This is a genomic window from Halomonas sp. SL1 (assembly GCF_003030865.2).
Taxonomy (GTDB): domain Bacteria; phylum Pseudomonadota; class Gammaproteobacteria; order Pseudomonadales; family Halomonadaceae; genus Halomonas; species Halomonas halophila.
Map to the genome: position 1 here is coordinate 71,560 of NZ_PYUQ02000020.1, position 25,238 is coordinate 96,797.

At 64.0% G+C, this 25,238-nt stretch carries 35 protein-coding genes; 2 read left to right on the forward strand and 33 right to left on the reverse strand.

Going from position 1 to position 25,238, the window contains the following annotated elements; translation table 11 throughout:
• Window positions 1-38 precede the first annotated feature (38 nt).
• The 3 genes from C9J49_RS13795 to C9J49_RS13805 all read right to left on the reverse strand — a co-directional run bounded on the left by C9J49_RS13795 (window position 39) and on the right by C9J49_RS13805 (window position 3,924).
• Window positions 39-1,607: a phospholipase D family protein gene (locus tag C9J49_RS13795; protein ID WP_202020709.1), complete on the reverse strand. Its 1,569-nt coding sequence runs from the start codon at window positions 1,605-1,607 to the stop codon at window positions 39-41.
• Between the two features lie 143 nt (window positions 1,608-1,750).
• Window positions 1,751-2,380: a single-stranded DNA-binding protein gene (gene ssb / locus C9J49_RS13800; RefSeq protein ID WP_046077804.1), complete on the reverse strand. Its 630-nt coding sequence runs from the start codon at window positions 2,378-2,380 to the stop codon at window positions 1,751-1,753.
• A 170-nt stretch (window positions 2,381-2,550) separates the two neighbouring features.
• Entirely contained in the window at window positions 2,551-3,924 is a 1,374-nt protein-coding gene (locus C9J49_RS13805) for an MFS transporter (protein WP_107182444.1), read from the reverse strand.
• A 161-nt stretch (window positions 3,925-4,085) separates the two neighbouring features.
• Between C9J49_RS13805 and uvrA the strand changes: the two genes are divergently transcribed.
• Both uvrA and C9J49_RS13815 read left to right on the forward strand, forming a co-directional pair.
• Entirely contained in the window at window positions 4,086-6,944 is a 2,859-nt protein-coding gene (gene uvrA, locus C9J49_RS13810) for an excinuclease ABC subunit UvrA (RefSeq protein WP_107182445.1), read from the forward strand.
• Between the two features lie 105 nt (window positions 6,945-7,049).
• The gene (locus C9J49_RS13815; protein ID WP_107182446.1) at window positions 7,050-7,826 is read left to right on the forward strand and encodes a hypothetical protein; all 777 of its coding nucleotides are present in this window, start codon (window positions 7,050-7,052) and stop codon (window positions 7,824-7,826) included.
• Window positions 7,827-7,926: 100 nt separating this feature from the next.
• Here the strand turns inward: C9J49_RS13815 and rplQ are convergent, their stop codons facing one another.
• The 30 genes from rplQ to fusA form a co-directional block, all read right to left on the reverse strand.
• Window positions 7,927-8,310 carry a 50S ribosomal protein L17 gene (gene rplQ / locus C9J49_RS13820; RefSeq protein ID WP_035596388.1) on the reverse strand — a complete coding sequence of 128 codons (384 nt, stop codon included), beginning with the start codon at window positions 8,308-8,310 and terminating at the stop codon, window positions 7,927-7,929.
• Between the two features lie 39 nt (window positions 8,311-8,349).
• Window positions 8,350-9,348: a DNA-directed RNA polymerase subunit alpha gene (locus C9J49_RS13825; protein WP_035596385.1), complete on the reverse strand. Its 999-nt coding sequence runs from the start codon at window positions 9,346-9,348 to the stop codon at window positions 8,350-8,352.
• A gap of 84 nt (window positions 9,349-9,432) precedes the next feature.
• Window positions 9,433-10,053, reverse strand: a complete 621-nt coding sequence (gene rpsD / locus C9J49_RS13830; protein ID WP_016856398.1) for a 30S ribosomal protein S4 — start codon at window positions 10,051-10,053, stop codon at window positions 9,433-9,435.
• Window positions 10,054-10,065: 12 nt separating this feature from the next.
• Complete coding sequence (gene rpsK, locus C9J49_RS13835) at window positions 10,066-10,452, reverse strand: 30S ribosomal protein S11 (protein WP_013331014.1); 387 nt, start codon at window positions 10,450-10,452, stop codon at window positions 10,066-10,068.
• Between the two features lie 38 nt (window positions 10,453-10,490).
• Entirely contained in the window at window positions 10,491-10,847 is a 357-nt protein-coding gene (rpsM, locus tag C9J49_RS13840; RefSeq protein WP_016856399.1) for a 30S ribosomal protein S13, read from the reverse strand.
• Window positions 10,848-10,971: 124 nt separating this feature from the next.
• Complete coding sequence (gene rpmJ, locus C9J49_RS13845; protein ID WP_008959154.1) at window positions 10,972-11,085, reverse strand: 50S ribosomal protein L36; 114 nt, start codon at window positions 11,083-11,085, stop codon at window positions 10,972-10,974.
• 75 nt (window positions 11,086-11,160) lie between these two features.
• Complete coding sequence (gene secY, locus C9J49_RS13850) at window positions 11,161-12,492, reverse strand: preprotein translocase subunit SecY (RefSeq protein ID WP_035596383.1); 1,332 nt, start codon at window positions 12,490-12,492, stop codon at window positions 11,161-11,163.
• Complete coding sequence (rplO, locus tag C9J49_RS13855) at window positions 12,493-12,927, reverse strand: 50S ribosomal protein L15 (protein WP_016856402.1); 435 nt, start codon at window positions 12,925-12,927, stop codon at window positions 12,493-12,495. It abuts the gene before it with no gap.
• 3 nt (window positions 12,928-12,930) lie between these two features.
• The gene (gene rpmD / locus C9J49_RS13860; protein ID WP_016419098.1) at window positions 12,931-13,113 is read right to left on the reverse strand and encodes a 50S ribosomal protein L30; all 183 of its coding nucleotides are present in this window, start codon (window positions 13,111-13,113) and stop codon (window positions 12,931-12,933) included.
• 5 nt (window positions 13,114-13,118) lie between these two features.
• Window positions 13,119-13,619: a 30S ribosomal protein S5 gene (rpsE, locus tag C9J49_RS13865; protein ID WP_035596380.1), complete on the reverse strand. Its 501-nt coding sequence runs from the start codon at window positions 13,617-13,619 to the stop codon at window positions 13,119-13,121.
• Window positions 13,620-13,630: 11 nt separating this feature from the next.
• Entirely contained in the window at window positions 13,631-13,981 is a 351-nt protein-coding gene (gene rplR, locus C9J49_RS13870) for a 50S ribosomal protein L18 (RefSeq protein WP_016856404.1), read from the reverse strand.
• Between the two features lie 9 nt (window positions 13,982-13,990).
• Window positions 13,991-14,521: a 50S ribosomal protein L6 gene (rplF, locus tag C9J49_RS13875; RefSeq protein WP_035596377.1), complete on the reverse strand. Its 531-nt coding sequence runs from the start codon at window positions 14,519-14,521 to the stop codon at window positions 13,991-13,993.
• Between the two features lie 9 nt (window positions 14,522-14,530).
• Window positions 14,531-14,923 (reverse strand): 30S ribosomal protein S8, encoded by a 393-nt coding sequence (gene rpsH, locus C9J49_RS13880; RefSeq protein WP_035596374.1) that lies wholly within the window; start codon window positions 14,921-14,923, stop codon window positions 14,531-14,533.
• Window positions 14,924-14,955: 32 nt separating this feature from the next.
• Window positions 14,956-15,261, reverse strand: coding sequence for a 30S ribosomal protein S14 (gene rpsN / locus C9J49_RS13885; protein WP_046077808.1), 306 nt, complete (start codon window positions 15,259-15,261; stop codon window positions 14,956-14,958).
• Between the two features lie 10 nt (window positions 15,262-15,271).
• Entirely contained in the window at window positions 15,272-15,811 is a 540-nt protein-coding gene (gene rplE, locus C9J49_RS13890; RefSeq protein WP_035596369.1) for a 50S ribosomal protein L5, read from the reverse strand.
• Between the two features lie 18 nt (window positions 15,812-15,829).
• Window positions 15,830-16,147 (reverse strand): 50S ribosomal protein L24, encoded by a 318-nt coding sequence (rplX, locus tag C9J49_RS13895; protein ID WP_035596367.1) that lies wholly within the window; start codon window positions 16,145-16,147, stop codon window positions 15,830-15,832.
• A 14-nt stretch (window positions 16,148-16,161) separates the two neighbouring features.
• Window positions 16,162-16,533, reverse strand: a complete 372-nt coding sequence (gene rplN / locus C9J49_RS13900) for a 50S ribosomal protein L14 (RefSeq protein WP_016856410.1) — start codon at window positions 16,531-16,533, stop codon at window positions 16,162-16,164.
• 52 nt (window positions 16,534-16,585) lie between these two features.
• Window positions 16,586-16,846 carry a 30S ribosomal protein S17 gene (gene rpsQ / locus C9J49_RS13905; protein ID WP_035596363.1) on the reverse strand — a complete coding sequence of 87 codons (261 nt, stop codon included), beginning with the start codon at window positions 16,844-16,846 and terminating at the stop codon, window positions 16,586-16,588.
• 1 nt (window position 16,847) lies between these two features.
• Window positions 16,848-17,039, reverse strand: a complete 192-nt coding sequence (rpmC, locus tag C9J49_RS13910; protein WP_035596360.1) for a 50S ribosomal protein L29 — start codon at window positions 17,037-17,039, stop codon at window positions 16,848-16,850.
• Window positions 17,039-17,452 carry a 50S ribosomal protein L16 gene (gene rplP, locus C9J49_RS13915; RefSeq protein WP_035596358.1) on the reverse strand — a complete coding sequence of 138 codons (414 nt, stop codon included), beginning with the start codon at window positions 17,450-17,452 and terminating at the stop codon, window positions 17,039-17,041. Before rplP ends, rpmC begins: the two co-directional genes overlap by 1 nt.
• A 15-nt stretch (window positions 17,453-17,467) precedes the next feature.
• Window positions 17,468-18,166 carry a 30S ribosomal protein S3 gene (gene rpsC / locus C9J49_RS13920; protein ID WP_016856414.1) on the reverse strand — a complete coding sequence of 233 codons (699 nt, stop codon included), beginning with the start codon at window positions 18,164-18,166 and terminating at the stop codon, window positions 17,468-17,470.
• Between the two features lie 11 nt (window positions 18,167-18,177).
• Window positions 18,178-18,510 (reverse strand): 50S ribosomal protein L22, encoded by a 333-nt coding sequence (rplV, locus tag C9J49_RS13925; RefSeq protein ID WP_035596356.1) that lies wholly within the window; start codon window positions 18,508-18,510, stop codon window positions 18,178-18,180.
• 17 nt (window positions 18,511-18,527) lie between these two features.
• Window positions 18,528-18,803: a 30S ribosomal protein S19 gene (gene rpsS / locus C9J49_RS13930; protein ID WP_026068605.1), complete on the reverse strand. Its 276-nt coding sequence runs from the start codon at window positions 18,801-18,803 to the stop codon at window positions 18,528-18,530.
• Between the two features lie 33 nt (window positions 18,804-18,836).
• Window positions 18,837-19,667, reverse strand: a complete 831-nt coding sequence (gene rplB / locus C9J49_RS13935; protein ID WP_035596353.1) for a 50S ribosomal protein L2 — start codon at window positions 19,665-19,667, stop codon at window positions 18,837-18,839.
• Between the two features lie 17 nt (window positions 19,668-19,684).
• The gene (gene rplW / locus C9J49_RS13940; protein WP_046077809.1) at window positions 19,685-19,981 is read right to left on the reverse strand and encodes a 50S ribosomal protein L23; all 297 of its coding nucleotides are present in this window, start codon (window positions 19,979-19,981) and stop codon (window positions 19,685-19,687) included.
• Window positions 19,978-20,586: a 50S ribosomal protein L4 gene (rplD, locus tag C9J49_RS13945; RefSeq protein WP_035596347.1), complete on the reverse strand. Its 609-nt coding sequence runs from the start codon at window positions 20,584-20,586 to the stop codon at window positions 19,978-19,980. The genes rplW and rplD overlap by 4 nt, the downstream gene beginning before the upstream one ends.
• Window positions 20,587-20,600: 14 nt before the next feature.
• Window positions 20,601-21,239, reverse strand: coding sequence for a 50S ribosomal protein L3 (rplC, locus tag C9J49_RS13950; RefSeq protein WP_035596344.1), 639 nt, complete (start codon window positions 21,237-21,239; stop codon window positions 20,601-20,603).
• 154 nt (window positions 21,240-21,393) lie between these two features.
• Window positions 21,394-21,705, reverse strand: a complete 312-nt coding sequence (gene rpsJ / locus C9J49_RS13955; RefSeq protein ID WP_010626466.1) for a 30S ribosomal protein S10 — start codon at window positions 21,703-21,705, stop codon at window positions 21,394-21,396.
• Window positions 21,706-21,869: 164 nt separating this feature from the next.
• On the reverse strand, window positions 21,870-23,063 hold the full coding sequence (tuf, locus tag C9J49_RS13960) for an elongation factor Tu (RefSeq protein ID WP_035596342.1): 1,194 nt from the start codon (window positions 23,061-23,063) through the stop codon (window positions 21,870-21,872).
• 29 nt (window positions 23,064-23,092) lie between these two features.
• Entirely contained in the window at window positions 23,093-25,213 is a 2,121-nt protein-coding gene (gene fusA, locus C9J49_RS13965) for an elongation factor G (protein ID WP_046077810.1), read from the reverse strand.
• Between the last annotated feature and the right edge of the window lie 25 nt (window positions 25,214-25,238).

Sequence of the window (25,238 nt, forward strand, 5' to 3'; positions counted from 1 at the left end):
GCGCCGCAAGCGGAAACCGGCCGTCGCGGCGCCGCCCCTCACAGCAGCCAGTCGATCGGCAGCACCGAGATGAACCGCACCCAGGCCCGCCGCAACGCCCCGACGTTGGGCTCGCTGTCGTGACGGATCATGCCCGCGTCGGTGCGTTCCAGCCACACCAGGTCGCCGCCCTCGTCGAGACGCACCTCGTAGGCATTGGCGGGGATGTCGTCGCGGAAGAACGCCGTCATCTCGCGAGCGAGCTCGGGGCTCTCGATGACGAAGCCGAGCTCGGTATTCAGGTCCGCGGAGCGCGGGTCGAAGTTGAAGGAGCCGACGAACAGCCGCTCCTCGTCCACCGCGAAGGTCTTGGCGTGCAGGCTCGCGCCCTTGCTGCCGAAGGGCCCCGCCGCCTGGCTGCGCCCCGGGGCCCCGGGCTGGCGTTTGAGCTCGAACAGCCGTACCCCGGCCTCCAGCAGCTCGCGCCGATGCTTGGCATAGCCGGCGTGCACTGCGCCCACGTCGGTGGCCTCCAGGGCGTTGGTGAGGATGGTGACATCGACGCCGCTCGCCTCCAGGCCGGTGAACAGCCCGGTCCCGCGGTCCTCGGGCACGAAGTAGGGCGAGACCAGGTAGACCTCGTCCTCCGGCGGCCCCAGCAGGCCTCGGATGCGCCCGATCAGCAGCTCGTCGGCCCCGGCCTCGCCCAGCCCCTTGGCCGGATCGTCGCTGACCATCGTCGCCTCGGCCCAGACCAGGGGGAGCCGCCGCTCCCGCAGGCGCAGGATCAGCGGCTCCTCCTCCAGGGCCGCCAGGTAGTCCTGGGCCTCGGGCTCCGCCAGCAGCGCATCGAGCTCGTCCTCCAGCCGCGCGGTGCCCTCGCGCCCTACCGAGTCGATGAGGCGACTGACCGGATAGGCGGAGCGGCTGGCCCAGTAACGGTCGAAGTCCCCCGAGACGTCCTGCACCACCGGGCCGATGGCGAGCACGTCCAGGTCGGAGAAGGCCACGTCCGTCGCCGCGCCGAAGTACTCGTCGCCGATGTTGCGACCGCCGATGATGGTGGCCTGGTTGTCCACGGTGAAGGACTTGTTGTGCATGCGCCGGTTGGCACGGGAGAAGTCGGTGATATAGCCCACGAAACGCGGCGAACGAATCACGAAGGGGTTGAACAGCCGGACCTCGATGTTGGCATGCGCGTCGAGCGCGGCCAGCGTGTCGTCCAGCCCGGCGGTGTTGGTGTCATCCAGCAGCATGCGCACCCGTACGCCGCGATCGGCCGCATCGAGCAGGGCCCGATGCAGCAGCGAGCCGGTGATGTCGTCGTGCCAGATGTAGTACTGCACGTCGAGGGTCTGCTCCGCCGAGCGCGCCAGCAACAGCCGGGCGGCGAAGGCATCACGGGCGTTGCGCAGGGCGTGGAAGCCGTTGGTATCGTCATGCTGCGCCACCAGCGGCGACACCATCTCGCCCAGCGAGGTGTCTCGGGCCTGCGCCACCGGCAGCTGCTGCGTCTCGCTTCGCCCCTCGAGGGGCGGCAGCGGGCTGCAGCCCGCCAGCCACAGCAGCATCGCCATGGCCAGCCAGAGACCGGACCGGCTTCGACGTCCCGGGAAAGATCGTGTCATGGGAAGGACTCCTGTCGTCACCTCTTCCCACCATAGCGGGTATCGACGGAGGCGGAATGCCCTGCGTCAACGCGCAGCTCCAACGCAGAAACGACGACGCCCTGCCGAGGCAGGGCGTCGTGAAGCAGCGTCGAGGCGCGTCCTTAGAACGGGATCTCGTCGTCGAAGTCGTCGAAGCTGCCCGGATCCGGGGCGCCGAAGTTGCCGCCCTGCTGCTGACCGCCGCCCTGGTTGGGCGCCGGCTGAGGAGCGGGACGCTGACCGCCCTGCTGCTGCCCGCCGAAGCCGCCGCCCTGCTGGGGCTGACCGCCCTGAGGCTGACCGTAGTTGCCACCCTGCTGCGGGCCGCCGAAGCCACCGCCCTGCTGCTGACCGCCCTGGGGCTGGCCGTAGTTGCCGCCCTGCTGACGGGGCTGGCCGCCGCCCATCTCGCCGCCACGCGAATCGAGCATCTGCATGTCGTTGGCGACGATCTCGGTGGAGTACTTGTCCTGGCCGTTCTGGTCCTGCCACTTGCGCGTCTGCAGGCGGCCCTCGACGTAGACCTTGCTGCCCTTGCGCAGGTACTGCTGGGCGATCTCGGCGGTCTTGTTGAACATCACCACCCGGTGCCACTCGGTGCGTTCCTGACGCTGGCCGCTCTGGCGATCCATCCAGGTATCGGTGGTGGCGAGGTTGAGGTTGGCCACGGCGGTGCCGGACGGGGTGAAGCGCACCTCGGGATCTTGTCCGAGGTTGCCGATGAGAATGACCTTGTTGACGCCACGGGCCATGGTTGACTCCTTGATTCTGTCGGAAGACGGGGCGCCGGACGACCCCGGGCGAAGGCCCCGGCCTTCCGGAACGCTCGAATGCATGTAGATTGACGCGCGGGCCACACCCGGCACGTGAAAGTCCGATCCCGATACTATACGCGACTTCCCGCCGCGACGCCGCCGGCGGGTCAGCGTGACCCGGTCAGCCGCGACAGGGCCCCGGTGTCCAGCCGCTCGCGGTCGACCTTGAGATAGGCCAGGCGCTCCTCGGGCACCACCAGCACGTCCTCGACCCCGGCGACCGCGGCGAAGCGCGCCATCAGGGCATCGAGGGCATCGTCCTGCTGCTCTTCGGCCAGCGCCACCACCTCGCTGGACAGGTGGCGCGGCGGGGTCATGCCGAGCATGAACACGAACCAGGCCAGGCCGATCACGGCCACGCCGAGGAACACCGCCGTCAGGCCGAAGTGCTGCGACAGGAAGCCGCCCAGCACGCCGCCAAGGAAGGCCCCGAGGAACTGGCTGGTGGAATACAGCCCCATGGCGGTGCCCTTGGCGCCGGCCGGCGCCAGCTTGCTGATCATCGACGGCAGCGTCGCCTCGAGCAGATTGAACGCCGTGAAGAAGGCGAACAGCCAACCCAGCAGCGGCGCCAGGCCGTGCCCCTCGAGGCCCAGCCCCAGCAGGCTGGCGACGATGGCGGCGATCGCCCCGAGGCACATCAGCTTCATCTTGCGCCGCTTCTCGGCGACGATGACCAGCGGCACCATGGCCACGAAGGACAGCCCCATCACGCCGAGATACACCAGGCCGTGCTGCGGCTCGGCGATGCCGGCCTCGATCAACCGGAACGGCACGGCGACGAAGATCGCCATCAGCACCAGGTGCAGGCCGAAGATGGAGGCGTTGAGCCGCCACAGGTCGAGGCGGCCGACGAGGCCCTTCAGCTGGCGGCGGTCCAGGCCCACGTCATGATGGCCGCGGCGCTGCGGCGCCCGGGGCACCAGCTTCCACAGCACGCCGAGCCCCAGCACCGCCAGGGCGGCGGTGAACCAGAACACACCGGACAGGCCGAAGTGTGCCGAGACCAGCGGCCCCAGCACCATGGCCACGCCGAAGGCCACGCCGATCGACAGGCCGATGGTGGCCATGGCCGCGGTGCGCACCTGCTCGCGGGTCTGGTCCGCCAGCAGCGCCATGATGGCGGCGGCCACGGCGCCGCTGCCCTGCAGACAGCGCCCGAGTATGACCCCGGCGATGTCGTCGGCCTGGGCCGCCACCACGCTGCCGATCAGGAACAGCAGCAGCCCGCCGGCGATCACCGGCTTGCGGCCGATGCGGTCTGACAGCACGCCGAAAGGGATCTGCAGTACCGCCTGGGTAAGGCCATAGATGCCGAGCGCGAAGCCGACCAGCAGCGGCGTGGCGCCGATCAGTTCCTCGGCCTTCAGGGCCAGGACGGGCAGCACCATGAACAGGCCGAGCATGCGCGTGGCATAGAGCCCGGCCAGGCCGACGATGGCCCGCCGCTCGGCGGCTAACAGCAAGCTGGCCTTGGACATAGCGATTCCAGTACTTCCAGAGGGAGGGCGCGGGGCCCGGATGGACCGCGTATTCTACCGCGTCGCCTCGGTACACGAAACGCCGCCTCCCCCCGGCGACTTTGCCGCGCTCCGGGCCGGGCCCGTATAATCGATCTTTTGCCGCGGCCCGCGAGGTAGGAATGGACAGGATTCTGGTCAGGGGTGCCCGTACCCACAACCTCAAGCAGATCGACGTCGAGCTGCCCCGGGACAAGCTGATCGTGGTCACCGGGTTGTCGGGCTCCGGCAAGTCGTCGCTGGCCTTCGACACCCTCTACGCCGAGGGCCAACGGCGCTACGTGGAATCGCTCTCCACCTACGCCCGGCAGTTCCTGTCGATGATGGAGAAGCCCGATGTCGACCACATCGAGGGCCTGTCGCCGGCGATCTCCATCGAGCAGAAGTCGACCTCCCACAACCCGCGCTCCACCGTGGGCACCATCACCGAGATCTACGACTACCTGCGCCTGCTGTTCGCCCGCGCCGGCACGCCCCGCTGCCCGGAGCACGGCGAGGACCTCGAGGCCCAGACCATCTCGCAGATGGTCGACCAGGTGACGGCACTGCCGGAAGGCAGCAAGCTGATGCTGCTGGCCCCGGTGGTCAGCGGCCGCAAGGGCGAGCACCTGCAGCTGCTGGCCGAACTGCGCGCCCAGGGCTTCGTGCGCGCCATGGTCGACGGCCAGGTGCTCGAACTCGACGACATCGCCCCGCTCGACAAGAACAAGAAACACGACATCAGCGTGGTGGTGGACCGCATCAAGGTCCGCGAGGGCCTGGAACAGCGCCTGGCCGAGTCCTTCGAGACCGCCCTGGGGCTGGCCGACGGCACCGCGCTGATCCACTTCATGGACGGCGAGCGCGACGACATCGCCTTCTCGTCGCGCTTCGCCTGCCCGGTGTGCGGCTACTCGATCTCCGAGCTCGAGCCGCGGATGTTCTCGTTCAACAACCCGGCCGGCGCCTGCTCGAGCTGCGACGGCCTGGGCGTGCAGCAGTACTTCGATCCGGACAAGCTGATCAGCCATCCCGAGCTGTCGCTGGCCGAGGGCGTGATCAAGGGCTGGGACCGGCGCAGCGTCTACTACTTCAACCAGCTGCAGGCGGTGGCGGACCATTACCGCTTCACCCTGGAGACGCCCTGGCAGGACCTCGCCCGCCACGAGCGCGAGGTCATCCTGCACGGCAGCGGCAGCGACGACATCGCCTTCCACTACGTCAACGACCGTGGCCGCAAGGTCACCCGCGAGCACCCCTTCGAAGGCGTGCTACCCAACATGCAGCGCCGCTATCGCGAGACCGAATCCAGCTCGGTGCGCGAGGAGCTGGCCCGTCACATCGCCGTGCAGCCCTGCCCGACCTGCCACGGCTCGCGGCTGCGCAAGGAATCGCGCCACGTCTACATCGACGACCGGACCCTGCCCGACGTGGTGCGCCTGCCGATCGGCGAGGGGCTGTCCTACTTCCAGGCCCTGACGCTGCCGGGCCGCAAGGGCGAGATCGCCGAGAAGATCCTCAACGAGATCCGCGCGCGCCTCGAGTTCCTGGTCAACGTCGGGCTCGACTACCTCAACCTCGAGCGTAGCGCCGAGACCCTGTCCGGCGGCGAGGCCCAGCGCATCCGCCTGGCCAGCCAGATCGGGGCCGGCCTGGTCGGGGTGATGTATATCCTCGACGAGCCCTCCATCGGCCTGCACCAGCGCGACAACGACCGCCTGCTCCATACCCTCGAGCACCTGCGCGACCTGGGCAACACCGTGATCGTGGTCGAGCACGACGAGGACGCCATCCGCGCCGCCGACCACGTGCTCGACATCGGCCCCGGCGCCGGCGTCCACGGCGGCCGGGTGGTGGCCGAGGGCACGCCGGAGCAGGTCATGGCCACGCCGGACTCGCTGACCGGCCAGTACCTGTCCGGCGAGAGGCGCATCGAGGTGCCGCCCTGGCGCATCCCCGGCAACCCGGAGAAACAGGTGGTCCTGCACGGCGCCCGGGGCAACAACCTGCAGGACGTGACCCTGAGTCTGCCGCTGGGGCTGTTCGTGTGCGTGACCGGGGTCTCCGGTTCCGGCAAGTCGACGCTGATCAACACGACGCTGATGCCGATCGCCGCCCGCGAGCTGAATCGCGCCACGGCGCTGAGCCCGGCGGCCCACGACCGCATCGAGGGCCTCGAGCACCTGGACAAGGTGATCGATATCGACCAGAGCCCGATCGGGCGTACGCCGCGCTCCAATCCGGCCACCTACACCGGCATCTTCACGCCGATCCGCGAGCTGTTCGCCGGCACCCAGGAGGCACGCTCCCGCGGCTACAAGCCCGGGCGCTTCTCGTTCAACGTCAAGGGCGGGCGCTGCGAGGCCTGCCAGGGCGAGGGCATGATCAAGGTGGAGATGCACTTCCTGCCGGACATCTACGTGCCCTGCGACGTGTGCAAGGGCAAGCGCTACAACCGCGAAACCCTCGAGGTGCAGTACAAGGGCAAGAGCATCGACGAGGTGCTGGAGATGACCGTGGAGGAGGCGCTGGAGTTCTTCAGCCCGGTGCCGGCCATCGCCCGCCGCCTGCAGACGCTGATGGACGTGGGCCTGTCCTACATCCGCCTGGGCCAGAGCGCCACCACGCTGTCCGGTGGCGAGGCCCAGCGCGTCAAGCTGGCCCGGGAGCTGGCCAAGCGTGACACCGGCAAGACGCTCTACATCCTCGACGAGCCCACCACTGGCCTGCACTTCGAGGACATCCGCCAGCTGCTGACGGTGCTCCACCGGCTGCGTGACCACGGCAACACCATCGTGGTCATCGAGCACAACCTCGACGTGATCAAGACCGCCGACTGGCTGATCGACCTCGGCCCCGAGGGCGGCTCCGGCGGCGGGCGCATCATCGCCGAGGGCACCCCGGAACAGGTCGCGCGCCAGGAGATCTCCCACACCGGGCGCTTCCTCCAGCCGCTGCTGGAGCGGGCGGCGGCCACCTCGCGAGACACCACTCCCGCCTGATCCCCACCGTTCGCCGCCGGTCGGAACGATCGGCGGCGAACGAGGCAGAATCTGCTAGCTTTTCCAGAGACGAACCTCGTCCCCTTCCGCCTCTGGAGACCGCCCATGCCTCTCGCCACCTCCCGCATACCCGCCTCGACCACCACATGCCTGCTGGGCGGCACGGTGCTATGCCTGGCGCTGGCGACGCCTCAGGCCCAGGCCGACGAGACCACGGCCTCGCTCTACCTGTGGGGCACCGACGTCGACCAGACGCTGGAGGGCGGCACGCGCCTCGAGACCAGCCGCCAGACGGTGATGGAGAACCTGGAGTTCGGCCTGATGGGCACCCTGGTGCATCGCCGCGGCCCCTGGCTCTACGGCTTCGACGGCCTCTACGCCGATATCGGCAAGGACGGCGACGTCGACGTGCCGGTGGAAAGCGAGGAACCCGACGGACCGGACGCCATCGAAGCGGCGCTGGACTTCACCACCAGGACGACCATGGCTCACGCCTTCGTCGGCCATGAGTGGTACCGCGACGCCAACTGGTCCGTCTACGGCACAGGCGGCATCCGCTACACGCGCTTCGATACCGACCTGACCGTGGAAACCGACGATGGGGCCCGGCGCTTCGATACCGAGGACAACCTGACCGACGCTACTTTCGGCCTGCGCGGGCACTACAGCTTCACGCCCCGCTGGTCCACGCCCTTCATCGTGGACGTCGGTACCGGCAGCACCGAGATCAGCCTGCAGGCCTTCACCGCCGCCGAGTACGCCTGGGGAGCCAGCAGCGTGACCGCAGGCTATCGCTACATGAAGTGGCGGCTCGACGACAGCGACTTCCTCGAGGAAGTCATCTACGAGGGACCGGTGGTGGCCTACAGCTATCGCTTCTGATCCGCCGGCGACACCACGCCACCCCGCACGGGGCGACATAAAAAAACCGGCTCCCTGAGGGAGCCGGTTTCGTGTCGGACCTGGAGGTCGCGCGCGAGGATCACTCCTCGGCGGCGTCCTCGACGACCGGACGGTCGACCAGTTCGACGTAGGCCATGGGGGCGTTGTCGCCAGTGCGGAAACCGCACTTGAGCACACGGACGTAACCGCCCGGGCGATTGGCGTAACGCGGACCCAGCTCGTTGAAGAGCTTGCCGACCGCTTCCTTGGAGCGGGTGCGGCTGAAGGCCAGACGACGGTTGGCGACGCTGTCCTGCTTGGCCAGGGTGATGAGCGGCTCGATGTGACGACGCAGCTCTTTGGCCTTGGGCAGGGTTGTCTTGATCACCTCGTGCTCGACCAGCGACACGCTCATGTTCTTGAACATGGCCTGGCGGTGCGAGCTGGTGCGATTCAGATGACGACCACTCTTACGATGACGCATGGTTGTGATTCCTTACCAAACTGGGACTCGAGTCGACGCTCACGCGGAGGCCTTGTCGTCCTTCAGGCTAGCGGGCGGCCAATTTTCCAGCCGCATACCCAGGGACAGACCACGGGCGGCCAACACGTCCTTGATCTCGTTCAGGGACTTCTTGCCGAGATTCGGGGTCTTCAGCAGCTCCACCTCGGTGCGCTGGATCAGGTCCCCGATGTAGTAGATGTTCTCGGCCTTCAGGCAGTTGGCGCTGCGGACGGTCAACTCGAGATCGTCTACGGGGCGCAGCAGGATCGGATCGATGTGATCCTCTTCCTCTTCCACTTCCTGTTCCTTGTCGGCTTCCAGGTCGACGAACGCGGCCAGCTGCTCTTGCAGGATAGTCGCGCTGCGACGGATCGCCTCTTCAGGATCCAGGGTGCCGTCGGTTTCCAGATTGAGAATCAGCTTGTCGAGGTCGGTGCGCTGTTCGACACGCGCGGCCTCGACGGTGTAGGAAACCCGACGCACGGGGCTGAAGGTCGCATCCAGCTGCAGACGGCCGATGGCACGAGACTCGTCGTCGGCTTCGCCACGGACGTCCGCCGGCTCGTAGCCGCGGCCGCGGGCCACCTTGAGCTGCATCTTCAGCTCGGCGCCCTCGTTGACGTGTGCGATGACGTGCTCGGGGTTGACGATCTCGACGTCGTGGTCGAGAGCGATGTCACCCGCGGTCACGATGGCCGGGCCCTGCTTGTTCAGCGAGAGCACCGCCTCGTCGCGGCTGTGCATCTTGATCGCCACGTCCTTGAGGTTCAGGAGGATTTCGATGACATCTTCCTGGACGCCCTCGATCGCGCTGTACTCGTGATCGACACCGGCGATCTCGGCCTCCACCACGGCACAGCCGGGCATGGACGAGAGCAGGATACGACGCAGAGCGTTGCCCAGAGTGTGGCCGAAGCCACGCTCGAAGGGTTCGAGCACGATCTTTGCGTGGTGCGCGTTGATCTCTTCGACCTTGATGTCGCGAGGACGGAGAAACTCTGTCACTGAACGCTGCATGATGAATACCTTTCAGGCTGCCAAACGGATACTCGGTACTGAAGGCCGCCCACCCCGCGGGGAGGGCGGCGCGGCGATCGCCGCTTACTTCGAGTACAGCTCGACGATCAGTTGCTCATTGATGTCGGCAGACAGGTCACCGCGTTCAGGCAGAGCCTTGAAAGTGCCTTCCATCTTCTTGGCATCGACCTCGACCCAGGCGACATCGCCACGGTTGGCGGCGATGCTCAGGGCGTTCTGGATACGCGCCTGGTTCTTGGCCTTCTCGCGGACGGAGACCACGTCACCCGGCTTGACCTGGTAGGACGCCACGTTGACGGTCTTGCCGTTGACGGCGATCGCCTTGTGGCTCACCAGCTGGCGGGCCTCGGAGCGAGTGGCGCCGTAGCCCATGCGATAGACGACGTTGTCCAGTCGGGATTCGAGAAGCTGCAGCAACAGCTCACCGGTCGCGCCCTTCAGACGGGCCGCTTCCTTGTAGTAGTTGCGGAACTGCTTCTCGAGCACGCCGTACATGCGGCGTACTTTCTGCTTCTCGCGAAGCTGCAAGCCGTAGTCGGAAATCCGCTGACGACGCTGGCCGTGCACACCCGGGATCTGCTCGGATTTGCACTTCTTCTCGAAGGGAGTGACACCGCTCTTCAGGAAGAGGTCGGTGCCTTCACGACGAGACAGTTTGCACTTCGGTCCAATATAACGAGCCATGAATCTGTCTCCTTAAACGCGGCGTTTCTTCGGCGGACGGCAGCCATTGTGCGGAATGGGCGTCGCGTCGGTGATGCTCTGCACGCGGAAGCCGGCGGCATTCAGTGCACGCACGGCGGATTCACGGCCCGGACCGGGGCCTTTGACCAGCACGTCGACGTTTTTCACACCATACTCGGCTGCAGCGGTCGCTGCACGTTCGCTTGCCACTTGAGCAGCGAACGGGGTGCTCTTGCGAGAACCACGAAAACCCGAACCACCGGCAGTCGCCCAGGAGAGGGCGTTGCCCTGGCGGTCTGTGATCGTAATGATCGTGTTGTTAAAAGAGGCGTGGATATGCGCGACGGCATCCACTACCTGCTTTTTAACCTTTTTACGGTTGCTACGCGGGTTAGCCATGTTGATGTCAATTCCTGTCGTTACGCAGAACGTGCGTGTTATTTGCGAATCGGCTTACGCGGGCCCTTGCGGGTGCGCGCATTGGTCTTGGTCCGCTGACCCTTCAGCGGGAGACCACGACGATGACGCAGACCACGATAGCAACCCAGGTCCATGAGACGCTTGATGTTCAGCGTCACATCACGACGAAGATCGCCTTCAACGGTGTACTTACCGACTTCGGAACGCAGGGTGTCGACTTCGTCAGAAGACAGCTCCTGGATCTTGGTGGTCGGCGCAATGCCGGCCGCGACACAGATTTCCTGAGCGCGAGTGCGGCCAATCCCGAAGATATAGGTCAGCGAGATCGCCGCATGCTTGTTGTCCGGGATATTGACGCCTGCAATACGGGCCATCAGCTTACTCCGAAATTTGAGCGGCTTGCTCGATTAGTCATCTACAAAAGGCGCAACAGCATACCCCTTCACCCTGCAAAGGGCAAGGGGCATGCCGGCACCCGGTTTAGTGCAGTATCAGGGATCAGCCCTGACGCTGCTTGTGCCGCGGCTCGCTGCAGATGACGCGCACGGCGCCATTGCGACGAATGATCTTGCAGTTACGGCACATTTTCTTCACGGAAGCTCGAACTTTCATCGTTCCTCTCCATTGTTGGCCCGCGTCGCGAGCCAACAATTCAGCTCGCGGCGCGCCAATTCACCAGCGGCGCACTCAGCGCGTGATGCCGCCGCTGCCGTAGCCTTTCAGGTTGGACTTCTTCATCACCGAATCGTACTGATGCGACATGAGATGCGACTGCACCTGGGCCATGAAGTCCATGATGACCACCACCACGATCAGCAACGAAGTACCGCCGAAGAAGAACGGTACGTTCCAGGCCACGATCAGGAACTGGGGCATCAGGGAAACAGCAGTGATGTAGAGGGCACCGAACAGGGTCAGACGGGTCATGACCTTGTCGACGTAGCGAGCGGTCTGCTCGCCGGGGCGGATGCCCGGAAGGAAGGCCCCCGACTTCTTGAGGTTGTCGGCGACGTCCTTGGGATTGAAGACCAGCGCTGTGTAAAAGAAGCAGAAGAATACCACCGCTGCCGCGAAAAGCAAGATGTACAGCGGCTGACCCGGGCCAAGAGCCTGGGATGCACGCTGCAGCCACTCCATGCCGTCCCCGGCACCGACCCACTGACCCAGCGAAGCCGGGAACAGCAGGATGCTCGAGGCGAAGATCGCCGGAATCACGCCCGCCATGTTGACCTTGAGCGGCAGGTAGCTGCTCTGGCCGGCGTACATCTTGTTGCCGACCTGGCGACGCGGATAGTTCACCGTGATGCGGCGTTGGCCGCGCTCGATGAACACCACGAAGGCCACGGTGGCGATGCCCAGAAGGGACAAGGCCAGCAGCGGCAGCACGTTCCATGCGCCTTCATTACGGGCCAGTTCGAAGGCCTGGCCCACGGCCCCCGGCAGACCGGCGACGATCCCCGCGAAGATCAGCAGCGAGATGCCGTTGCCGATGCCCTTCTCGGTGATCTGCTCGCCCAGCCACATCATGAACACCGCACCGCACACAAAGGTGACGACGGCGGTGAAATAGAAGCTGAAGTCGGCCGTGTAGGCGATACCCTGGCTCGCCAGGCCCACGGACATGCCGATGGCCTGGACCAGAGCCAGCAGTACGGTGCCGTAGCGGGTGTACTGGCTGATCTTGCGACGACCGGCCTCGCCTTCCTTCTTCAGCTGCTCCAGCTGAGGCGAGACGGCGGTCAGCAGCTGCATGATGATCGACGCGGAGATGTACGGCATGATGCCGAGCGCGAAGATGCTCATGCGTTCCAGGGCACCGCCCGAGAACATGTTGAACATGCCCAGGATGGTGCCCTGCTGCTCCCTGAACAAGGCAGCAAGCTGGTCAGGATTGATACCGGGAACGGGAATGTGGGCACCGATACGGTAGACCACGATGGCGAGGAGCACGAAGCGCAGACGCGCCCAGAGTTCACTCAGACCGCTGCCCATCGCCGGCATGTTTCCTGACTTGGCCATTTAGTCCTCTACCTTACCGCCGGCGGCTTCGATCGCGGCACGGGCACCCTTGGTGACCTTGAGGCCGCGGACGGTAACCGCCTTGTTCAGTTCGCCGGAAAGGATCACCTTGGCATACTGGGTGGCATCCTTCAGCACGTTGGCCTGCTTCAGGGTGTCCAGAGTGACTTCGTCACCCTCGACCCGGCCGAGTTCGGCCAGGCGGACTTCCTGGGAGACCAGCGACTTCGCGGAAGTGAAACCGAACTTCGGCAGACGACGCTGCAGCGGCATCTGACCGCCTTCGAAGCCGGGCTTCACGCTGCCGCCGCTGCGCGACTTCAGGCCCTTGTGGCCACGACCGCCGGTCTTGCCCAGACCGGAGCCGATGCCACGACCGACGCGCTTTTCGGCGTGCTTGGAGCCCGGTGCCGGGCTCAGGCTATTGAGTTTCATGGATTACTCTCCCTCAACACGCACAAGGTAGTTGACCTTGTGGATCATGCCGCGAACGGCAGGGGTGTCTTCCAGTTCGACCGTGTGACCGATGCGACGCAGGCCGAGGCCCTTCATGGTGGCCTTGTGCTTGGCCAGCACGCCGATGGTGCTGCGGGTCTGGGTAACCTTGATCGTAGCTGCCATGGTACTCACCCCGTGATCGCTTCGACAGACAGACCGCGCTTGGCGGCCACGTCTTCCGGAGAGCGCTGGGCGGTCAGACCGTTGACGGTCGCACGCACCACGTTCACCGGATTGGTGGAGCCGTAGCACTTGGCCAGGACGTCATGGACGCCGGCCAGCTCGAGCACGGAGCGCATGGCGCCGCCGGCGATGATACCGGTACCTTCGGAAGCCGGCTGCATGTACACCTTGGAGGCACCGTGACGGGCCTTGACGGCGTACTGCAGAGTGCCACCTTTCAGGTTGACCTTGACCATGTTGCGACGCGCCTGGTCCATGGCCTTCTGGATCGCGACCGGCACTTCACGCGCCTTGCCACGACCGAAGCCAACACGACCGTTACCGTCGCCGACGACGGTCAGGGCGGTGAAGCCGAAGATCCGGCCACCCTTGACCACCTTGGCGACACGGTTGACCTGCACGAGCTTTTCCTGCAGATCGCCGCTTTGCTGTTCGTTCTTCGCCATCGTAAAACCCTTTAGAATTCCAGGCCGCCTTCACGAGCGGCGTCGGCCAGGGCCTTGACACGACCGTGGTACTTGAAACCGGCACGGTCGAAGGCCACCTGGGTGATGCCTGCCTGTTTGGCCCGTTCGGCAATCAGCGCGCCGACCTTGGTGGCGGCGTCGACGTTACCGGTCGCACCCTCGCGCAGGGCCTTGTCCAGCGTGGAAGCGCTGGCCAGGACCTTGCCACCATCCGGCGAGATGATCTGCGCGTAGATGTGGCGCGGGGTACGGTTGACGCACAGGCGATACACGCCCAGCTCGCGGATCTTGGCGCGAGCGCGGCGGGCACGACGGAGACGAGATTCTTTCTTCGCGTTCATAACCCTGCCTTACTTCTTCTTGGCTTCTTTGCGGCGGACTTGTTCGTCGCCGTACCGGATACCCTTGCCCTTATAGGGCTCGGGCGGACGGTAAGCGCGAATTTCCGCGGCAACCTGGCCGAGCTTCTGCTTGTCCGCGCTCTTCAGCACGATAGTGGTGTTCTTCGGCGTTTCCGCCACGACACCTTCAGGCAGTTCGTAGTCGACCGGGTGTGAGAAGCCCAGTGTCAGGTTCAGCGTCTGGCCCTTGGCCTGGGCACGATAACCGACGCCATTAATTTCGAGGGTCTTGGTGAAGCCCTCGGAAACACCGGTGACCAGGTTCTGAACCAGGGCACGGGTGGTGCCGACCATCGCCCAGCTCTTGGCGGACTCGCTCGGCTGGAAGGTCACCTGACCTTCCTCATGAGCGATCGCCACGTCGGGGTGAACGGTCATGGACAGCGCGCCCTGGCTGCCCTTGACGGACAGCTGGTCGCCGTCGAGCTTGAGCTCGACGCCGGCGGGCACTTTAACCGGATATTTGGCTACGCGTGACATTCCAAACTCCTAGAATACGGTGCAGATGACTTCACCACCGACACCGGCCTGACGGGCCGCGCGGTCGGTCATCACACCATTGGAGGTGGTGACGATCGCGATACCCAGGCCATCGGCAACCTTGGGCAGGGAGTCCTTGCCCTTGTAGCTGCGCAGAGACGGCTTGGAAGCCCGTTGCAGATGTTCGATGACCGGCTTGCCTTCGAAGTACTTGAGGGTCACGGTCAGCGACGGCTTGGCCTCGTCGCTGACGGCGTAGTCCGTGACATAACCCTCTTCCTTCAGCACGCGGGCCACCTCGACCTTGAGCTTGGAGGACGGCATGGAAACCGTCTCCTTGGTGGCCATCTGCGCATTGCGGATACGGGTGAACATATCCGCCAGAGTGTCTTGCATGCTCATTTACGTTGCGCTCCTGATGATTCTACGTGACGTTACCAGCTGGACTTCTTGAGTCCGGGCACATCGCCACGCATGGCGGCTTCACGCAGCTTGTTGCGGCCGAGGCCGAACTTGTTGTAGTAGCCGTGCGGACGGCCAGTGACGCGGCAGCGGTTGCGCTGGCGCACCGGGCTGGAGTCACGCGGCAGCTGCTGCAGCTTGAGCTGCGCTTCGAAGCGCTCTTCGTCAGAAGCGTTCACGTCCTGGATGATCGCCTTGAGCTCGGCGCGCTTGGCGGCATACTTCTCCACCAGCTCGGCGCGCTTCGCCTCACGCTCTACCATGCTTTTCTTTGCCATGATCCCACCCTTATTTCTTGAACGGGAAGTTCAATGCGCTCAGCAGCGCACGACCTTCTTCATCGGTGTTGGCGGTGGTGGTGATGGTGACATCCAGACCACGGATCCGGTCGATCTTATCATACTCGATCTCCGGGAAGATGATCTGCTCACGCACCCCCATGGAATAGTTGCCACGACCGTCGAAGGACTTCGGGTTGAGACCACGGAAGTCACGAACGCGGGGGATCGCGATATTCACCAGGCGATCGAGGAAGTCCCACATGCGCTCGGAGCGCAGGGTCACCTTGATCCCGATCGGCCAGCCTTCACGCACCTTGAAGCCCGCGATGGACTTGCGCGCCTTGGTCACCAGCGGCTTTTGACCGGAGAGCTTCTCCAGGTCACCGATGGCGTTGTCGATCAGCTTCTTGTCGCTGGTCGCTTCGCCGATGCCCATGTTCAGGGTCACCTTGGTGATCCGGGGCACCTGCATCACGTTGGCGTAGCTGAACTGCTCTTGCAGCTTAGCCATCACCTCGTTCTGATAACGTTCTTTCAAGTTCGCCATTTTGCTACCCGACTCGCGTTAGGCGTCGATCTGCGCTTGCGTCGACTTGTAGATACGTACCTTGGTACCGTCTTCCTGAACCTGGACGCCGACGCGATCTGCCTTACCGGTCTCCTGGTTGAAGATGGCCACGTTGGACGCGTGAATCGGAGCCTCGCGCTCGACGATACCGCCCTGATTACCCGCCATGGGATTGGGCTTGGTGTGACGCTTGATCATGTTCACACCGGACACGATGTAGCGGTCGTCCTTGAGGACGCGCTTCACGGTGCCACGCTTGCCCTTGTCCTTCCCGGCGATGACGACGACTTCGTCGTCACGTTTGATCTTTTGCATATCCGCCTCGCTCCTTACAGCACTTCAGGCGCCAAGGAAATGATCTTCATGAACTTCTCTGTGCGAAGCTCACGGGTCACCGGACCGAAGATCCGGGTACCAATCGGCTGTTCGTTGGTGTTGTTCAACAGAACCGCCGCATTTCCATCGAAGCGGATCAGCGAACCGTCGTTACGACGGACGCCGCTACGGGTGCGAACGACCACCGCTTTGAGGACCTGGCCTTTCTTGACCTTGCCACGCGGGATGGCTTCTTTCACCGTGACTTTGATGACGTCGCCGACGCGGGCGTAACGGCGGTGTGAACCGCCGAGCACCTTGATGCACTGCACCCGGCGCGCCCCGCTGTTGTCGGCGACATCCAGCATTGTCTGAGTCTGAATCATCGGTTTTCTCCAAACCTAAACTGACTGCACTGGTTCGACTGGCGTTTGCCGATCAACCCTTGGCCTGTTCGAGAACTTCGACCAGGGTCCAGGCCTTCTTCTTGGACAGCGGACGACTCTCCTCGATGGAGACCGTATCACCGGCCTTGGCCTGGTTCGCCTCGTCATGGGCGTGCAGCTTGGTGGAGCGCTTGACGTACTTGCCGTAGATCGGGTGGCGCTCACGACGCTCGATCATCACAACGATGGACTTGTCCATCTTGTCGCTCACCACCTTGCCGGTGAGCGTACGGGCTTTTTTCTCTTCGGCCATCTCAGACACCTGCCTTCTCGTTGAGCACAGTCTTCACGCGGGCGATATCCCGACGAACCTGCTTGAGCAGATGGGTCTGGCTGAGCTGGCCGGTGGCCTTCTGCATGCGCAGGTTGAACTGCTCGCGGAGGAGTTCGAGGAGCTGCTCCTGGAGCTGCTCTGCGGACTTTTCACGAATTTCCTGGGCTTTCATCACATCACCGTCCGTTTCACAAAGGTGGTGGAGACCGGGAACTTCTGGGCGGCCAGGGCGAATGCCTCGCGTGCCAGCTCCTCGGAAACGCCTTCGATCTCGTACAGGACACGGCCGGGCTGGATCTGCGCGACCCAGTATTCGACAGAGCCCTTACCCTTACCCATCCGGACTTCCAGCGGCTTCTTGGAAATCGGCTTGTCGGGGAAGACACGGATCCAGATCTTGCCGCCACGCTTGACGTGACGGGTGATGGCACGACGGCCGGCTTCGATCTGACGGGCGGTGACGCGACCGCGACCAGTGGCCTTCAGGCCGTACTCGCCGAAGCTCACCTTGCTACCGCGATGCGCCAGGCCACGGTTGCGGCCCTTCTGCACCTTGCGGAATTTCAAACGCTTGGGTTGTAACATCGACTCGCTCTCCCCTTACTTGGAACCTTTCTTCTTGGAGGGCGCGCTCTGCGGCTGCTTGGCCTTGGCGCGGACCTCCTCGATGCCCCCGAGGATTTCACCCTTGAAGACCCAGACCTTGACACCGATGATGCCGTAGGTGGTCTTGGCCTCGTAGGTGGCGTAGTCGATGTCCGCACGCAGGGTGTGCAGCGGCACGCGACCTTCGCGATACCATTCGGTGCGGGCGATCTCGGCGCCGCCGAGACGGCCTGAGAGCTGCACCTTGATACCGCCGGCGCCCAGGCGCATGGCGTTCTGGACGGAGCGCTTCATGGCGCGACGGAACATGACGCGACGCTCGAGCTGGCCGGCGATGTTCTGCGCGACGAGCTGGGCGTCCAGCTCCGGCTTGCGAACTTCCTCGATGTTGACGTGAACCGGCACGCCCATCATCTGAGTGACTTCGCGACGCAGCTTGTCGACGTCCTCGCCCTTCTTGCCAATCACGATGCCCGGACGGGCAGTGTGAATGGTGACGCGGGCGTTGTTGGCCGGACGCTCGATGGTGATCTTGCTCACGGAGGCGTTCTTGAGACGCTCTTCCAGGAAGCTACGCACCTCGAGGTCGTTGTTCAGCTTATCGGCATAGGCGCCGCGCTCGGCATACCAGACCGAGGTATGGTCCTTGACGATACCCAGGCGAATGCCTGTCGGATTGACTTTCTGACCCATCTGGTCGACTCCTACTTCTCGGCTACCTTGACGGTGATGTGGCAGGTGCGCTTCAGAATGCGATCCGCACGGCCCTTGGCGCGCGGACGGATGCGCTTGAGCGTCATGCCCTCATCGACGCAGATGGTCGAGACACGCAGCTCGTCGATATCCATGCCGTTGTTTTCTTCCGCGTTCGCGATGGCGGACTGCAGCACCTTCTTGACCAGCTTGGAGGCCTTCTTCGGGGAGAAGGTCAGCAGATCGAGTGCTTCGGCGACCGGCTTACCGCGCACCTGGTCAGCCACCAAACGGGCCTTCTGGGCGGATAAGCTAGCGCCACGCAGCTTTGCTGTGACTTCCATCTCTTAATCCTCTTGGCTTACCGTTTGGCTTTCTTGTCCGCCGCATGACCGCGATAGGTGCGGGTGGCAGCGAATTCGCCCAGCTTGTGGCCAACCATTTCCTCGGAGACGTGCACCGGGACGTGTTGGCGACCGTTATGGACCGCAATGGTGAGCCCGACCATGTTGGGCAGGATCATGGAGCGGCGCGACCAGGTCTTGATCGGTTTGCGCTCGCCCTTCTCCACTGCAGTCTCAACCTTCTTCAGCAGATGAAGGTCAATAAAAGGACCTTTCTTCAGTGAACGTGGCACAGCCGTTACCTCTTAATGTCTTGGCGTGGGATCTTATTTCCGGGCCTTGCGGCGACGGACGATCAGCTTGTCGGTGCGCTTGTTCTTGCGGGTCTTGTGGCCCTTGGTGGGCATACCCCACGGAGACACCGGATGACGACCACCGCTGGTGCGGCCTTCACCACCACCGTGCGGGTGATCCACCGGGTTCATGGCCACGCCGCGAACGGTCGGACGCACGCCTTTCCAGCGCTTCGCACCGGCCTTGCCAAGCTGACGCAGGCTGTGCTCGGAGTTGCTCACCTCACCCAGGGTCGCGCGGCACTCGGCCAGCACCTTGCGCATCTCGCCGGAGCGCAGACGCAGGGTGGCGTAGTTGCCTTCGCGGGCCACCAGCTGGGCGCTGGTACCGGCACTGCGTGCGATCTGAGCGCCCTTGCCGGGCTTGAGCTCGATGCAGTGCACGGTGGAACCCAGCGGGATGTTGCGCAGCGGCAGGGCGTTGCCTTTCTTGATCGCTGCGTTCACGCCGGACTCGAGACGGTCGCCGGCCTTCACACCGCGCGGAGCGATGATGTAGCGACGTTCGCCGTCCATGTACTTCAGCAGCGCAATGTGGGCGCTACGGTTCGGATCGTGCTCCAGGCGCTCGACGACGGCGGGAACGCCATCCTTGGTGCGCTTGAAGTCGATGATCCGGTAGTGCTGACGGTGACCACCGCCCACGTGGCGGGTGGTGATGCGACCGTAGTTGTTACGGCCACCGGACTTGGACTGCTTTTCGAGCAGCGGCGCGTACGCGCGGCCCTTGTGCAGCTCCTCGCCGACGATCTTGACGACGTGGCGACGACCGGCGGAAGTAGGTTTAGTCTTGACGATTGCCATGATCCGTGCTCCTGCCTTTACTCGGCGCCAGAGAAGTCTTCGAGCGTCTCGCCGGCGGCCAGGGTGACGTACGCCTTGCGATAGCCTTTACGGAGACCGGTGCCATGCGCGGTGCGCTTGGTCTTGCCCTTGACGTTCAGGACCTGAACGCGATCGACCTTCTTGCCGAACAGCTCCTGCACGGCGGTCTTGATCTCGGGCTTGGTCGCGTCGCCTGCCACCTTGAACACGTACTGGTTGCGCTCGGCGGCCATGGCGGCCTTCTCGGTCACGTGCGGACCCAGCAGCACCTTGAATACACGTTCCTGGTTCATGCCAGCTTCTCCTCGAATTTACGCAGAGCGGAGACGGTGGCCAGGACCTTGTCGAAGGCAACCAGGCTCACCGGATCGGCGGCAGCGACGTCCACGACATCCACGTTCGGGATGTTGCGGGCGGCGAGGTACAGATTCTCGTCGACCTCTTCGGTGACGATCAGCACCTTATCCTCGAGGCCCAGCTCGCTCAGCTTGGCGACCAGCTGCTTGGTCTTGGGGGTCTCGACGGCGAAGGCGTCGACGGCCACCAGACGCTCCTGGCGCACGAGCTCGGAGAGGATCGAGCGCATGGCCGCACGGTACATCTTGCGGTTGACCTTCTGGGTGTAGTCCTGCGGACGAGCCGCGAAGGTCACGCCGCCGGCACGCCAGATCGGCGAGCGGATGGTACCGGCGCGGGCACGGCCGGTGCCCTTCTGGCGCCACGGCTTCTTGCCGCCGCCACGAACGTCGGAACGGTTCTTCTGGGCACGGGTACCCTGACGACCACCGGCCAGATAGGCGGTGACGACCTGGTGCACGAGTGCTTCGTTGAACTCTTTGCCAAAGGTGGCTTCGGCGACTTCGACGGTGCCGCCAGCACCTGCAAGATTCAGATTCATCGGTAAATTCCCCTTCAGCCTGCTTTGACGGCGCTGCGCACGATGACATCACTGCCGGTGGCGCCGGGCACGGCACCCTTGACCAGCAGCAGGTTACGCTCGGCGTCGACACGGACGACTTCCAGGCTCTGGACGGTGCAACGCTCGTTGCCGAGCTGACCGGCCATCTTCTTGCCCTTGAACACGCGACCCGGGGTCTGGCACATGCCGATGGAACCCGGTGCACGGTGGGCCAGGGAGTTACCGTGGCTGTTGTCCTGGGTACGGAAGTTCCAGCGCTTCACGGCGCCCTGGAAACCCTTACCCTTGGAGGAGCCGGTCACGTCGATCTTCTGACCAGCCTCGAAGAGGGATACGGTGAGTTCGCCGCCCACTTCCGGAGCCTCGACGCCTTCTTCCAGGCGGAACTCCATCAGCGAACGACCGGCCTCGACGCCGGCTTTCGCGAACTGACCGGCTTGGGCCTTGGAGAGATGCTTGGCCTTGCGGGAACCGGTTGTCACCTGCACCGCGGCATAGCCGTCGGATTCGACGGACTTGACGCGAGTCACGCGGTTCGGCTCAACCTCGATCACGGTCACGGGCACTGAGGCGCCGTCTTCGGTAAAGACACGGGTCATCCCGGCCTTCGTACCGACCAAACCGATAGTCATTACTACGTCTCCTTTAGTGTACGGGGCTATCACCCGCTATGGCTGCCCTTTCCAGAGCATTCCACTAGCACGTTGTGTGGCGCCATCCCGGCGCGGCGGCTGCTGCCTGTACCATGTTCCGACAGGCGCTGGGCCGCGAGTGTCTAGTGTGGTATCAGTCGAGCTTGATCTGCACGTCCACGCCGGCGGCGAGGTCGAGCTTCATCAGGGCGTCAACGGTCTTCTCGGTCGGCTCGACGATGTCGAGCACGCGCTTGTGCGTACGAATCTCGTACTGGTCACGAGCGTCCTTGTTCACGTGCGGAGAGATCAGCACGGTGTAGCGCTCGCGATTGGTCGGCAGAGGAATCGGACCCCGCACCTGGGCGCCGGTACGCTTGGCGGTATCAACGATCTCCGCGGCGGACTGGTCGATCAGGCGGTGGTCGAAGGCCTTCAACCGAATGCGAATCTTCTGGTTCTGCATTTGCCCTAAACTCCAATGGATCTTGACGGCGCGAGCCGTCAACCCACGCATTCAAAGGATGCGCATTATAGGCGCGCCGCCGACGAGAGTCAAACCCCTCGTGACGGTGCGCAGAAAGGGGGCTCCGCAAGGAGCCCCCTTCGATCGCTCGATCAGCGTGATGCTTACTCGACGATCTTGGCCACGACGCCGGCGCCGACGGTACGACCGCCTTCACGAACGGCGAAACGCAGACCTTCGTCCATGGCGACCGGAGCGATCAGGCTGACGACCATCTTGACGTTGTCGCCCGGCATGACCATCTCGACGCCTTCCGGCAGTTCACAGGTACCGGTGATGTCGGTGGTACGGAAGTAGAACTGCGGACGGTAGCCCTTGAAGAACGGAGTGTGACGACCACCCTCGTCCTTGGACAGCACGTACACCTCGGCCTCGAACTTGGTGTGCGGGGTGATGGTGCCCGGCTTGGCCAGGACCTGACCACGCTCGACGTCGTCACGCTTGGTGCCGCGCAGCAGGGCGCCGATGTTCTCGCCGGCACGACCTTCGTCGAGCAGCTTGCGGAACATCTCGACACCGGTAACGGTGGTCTTGGTGGTGTCCTTGATGCCGACGATCTCGACTTCTTCGCCAGACTTGACGATGCCGCGCTCGACACGACCAGTCACAACGGTACCGCGACCAGAGATGGAGAACACGTCCTCGATCGGCATCAGGAACGGCTGATCGATGGCACGCTCCGGCTCCGGGATGTAAGCGTCCAGGGCCTTGATCAGGTTGGCAACGGCGGTGGTACCCATGCCGTTGTCGTCCTTGCCTTCCAGGGCCATCAGCGCGGAACCGGTGATGATCGGGCAGTCGTCGCCCGGGAAGTCGTACTCGCTCAGGAGCTCACGGACTTCCATCTCGACCAGCTCGAGCAGCTCTTCGTCGTCGACCATGTCGGCCTTGTTCAGGAACACGACGATGTACGGCACGCCGACCTGGCGAGACAGCAGGATGTGCTCGCGAGTCTGCGGCATGGGGCCGTCGGCGGCAGAGCAGACCAGGATAGCGCCGTCCATCTGGGCAGCACCGGTGATCATGTTCTTGACGTAGTCGGCGTGACCCGGGCAGTCGACGTGCGCGTAGTGGCGCTCTTCGGACTGATACTCGACGTGAGCGGTCGCGATGGTGATGCCGCGCTCACGCTCTTCCGGGGCGTTGTCGATGGAGTCGAACGCACGAGCGTCGCCACCGAAGACTTCCGCGGACACGCGAGTCAGGGCCGCAGTCAGCGTGGTCTTACCGTGGTCGACGTGACCGATGGTACCGACGTTGACGTGCGTTTTGGAACGTTCGAATTTTTCCTTAGCCACTGCTATGACCTCTTTACGTTAGCTAACGGTTAACCGTTCTGGTTGATGACGGCTTCAACGACGCTGTTCGGCGCCTCTTCGTAATCCGCGAACTCCATGGTGTAGCTCGCGCGGCCCTGGGTCTGAGAGCGCAGGTCGGTTGCGTAACCGAACATCTCAGCCAGCGGAACGGTGGCGCGGATGACCTTGCCCGCGGGCGAGTCGTCCATGCCCTGGACCAGACCACGGCGACGGTTCAGGTCGCCCATGACATCCCCCATGAATTCCTCGGGAGTCACGACCTCGACCTTCATCACCGGCTCGAGGAGCACGGCCTTGGCCTTGGGTGCGCCTTCCTTGATCGCCATGGAAGAGGCGACCTTGAACGCGGTCTCGTTAGAGTCCACGTCGTGGTAGGAACCGTCGAACAGCGTGACCTTGACGTCAATCATCGGGTAGCCCGCGATGACACCGTTCTGGAGCTGCTCATAGGCCCCTTTCTCGACGGCCGGCACGTATTCCTTCGGAACCACACCGCCGACGATTTCAGAAGCGAATTTGAAGTTCATCTCTTCATCTTCGCCCTTGTCCTCGGCCGTCAACGGCTCGATACGCAGGATAACGTGACCGTACTGGCCGCGACCACCGGACTGGCGAACGAACTTGCCTTCCTGCTCGACGCTGTTGCGGATGGTTTCGCGGTAGGCGACCTGCGGCTTGCCGATGTTGGCTTCCACCTTGAACTCGCGACGCATGCGGTCAACGATGATGTCCAGGTGCAGCTCGCCCATGCCGGAGATGATGGTCTGGCCGGTTTCCTCGTCGGTCTTGACCTGGAAGGACGGATCCTCCTGGGCCAGCTTGCCGAGGGCGACGCCCATCTTCTCCTGGTCGGCCTTGGACTTCGGCTCCACGGCCACGGAGATCACCGGATCCGGGAACTCCATGCGCTCGAGAATGATCTTGTCATTCAGGTCGCACAGGGTGTCACCGGTGGTGACGTCCTTCAGGCCGATGCAGGCGGCGATGTCGCCGGCCAGCACTTCCTTGATCTCCTCGCGGGAGTTGGAGTGCATCTGCACGATACGGCCGACGCGCTCCTTCTTCTGCTTGACGGAGTTGTAGACGCTGTCACCGGATTTCAGCACGCCGGAGTAGACGCGGATGAAGGTCAGGGTACCGACGAACGGGTCGGTGGCGATCTTGAACGCCAGGGCGGCGAAAGGCGCACTGTCGTCCGCCTCACGGGTCGCGATGGTGCCGTCCTTGTCGTCCAGCTCACCCTCGATGGCCTTGACCTCGGTCGGCGACGGCATGTACTCGATCACGCCGTCCAGAACCGCCTGCACGCCCTTGTTCTTGAACGCGGAGCCACAGGTGACCAGCACAATCTCGTTGTCGAGCGTACGACGACGCAGACCGGCCTTGATCTCCTCCTCGGAGAGGTCGCCTTCCTCGAGGTACTTCTCCATCAGTTCTTCGGAGGCCTCGGCGGCGGACTCGACCATGTGCTCGCGGTATTCCGCGGCCTTGTCCTGCAGATCGGCAGGAATGTCGACCAGCTCGTAGTTCATCCCGAAGTTGGCTTCATCCCACTGGATGGCCTTCATTTGGATGAGGTCGATCACGCCCTTGAAGTCGTCCTCGGCGCCCCAGTTGATCTGGATCGGCACGACGTTGGCGCCCAGCTTGTCTTTCAGCTGGTTGACGACCATGAAGAAGTCGGCACCGGCACGGTCCATCTTGTTGACGAACACCATGCGCGGAACTTCGTACTTGTTGGCCTGGCGCCAGACGGTCTCGGTCTGCGGCTGCACACCGGAGGAACCGCACAGCACGACGACCGCACCGTCGAGCACACGCAGGGAACGTTCGACTTCGATGGTGAAGTCAACGTGCCCGGGGGTGTCGATGATGTTGATGCGGTGCTCATCGAACTGCTTGTTCATGCCCTGCCAGAAGCAGGTGGTCGCCGCGGAGGTGATCGTGATGCCACGCTCCTGCTCCTGCTGCATCCAGTCCATGGTGGCGGCACCCTCATGGACCTCGCCGACCTTGTGAGACAGACCGGTGTAGAACAGGACACGCTCGGTAGTGGTAGTCTTACCGGCGTCGACGTGGGCCACGATACCGATATTGCGGTAACGCTTGAGCGGAGTCTTGCGAGCCACGATGTAACTCCCGTTGGTTGGCGGT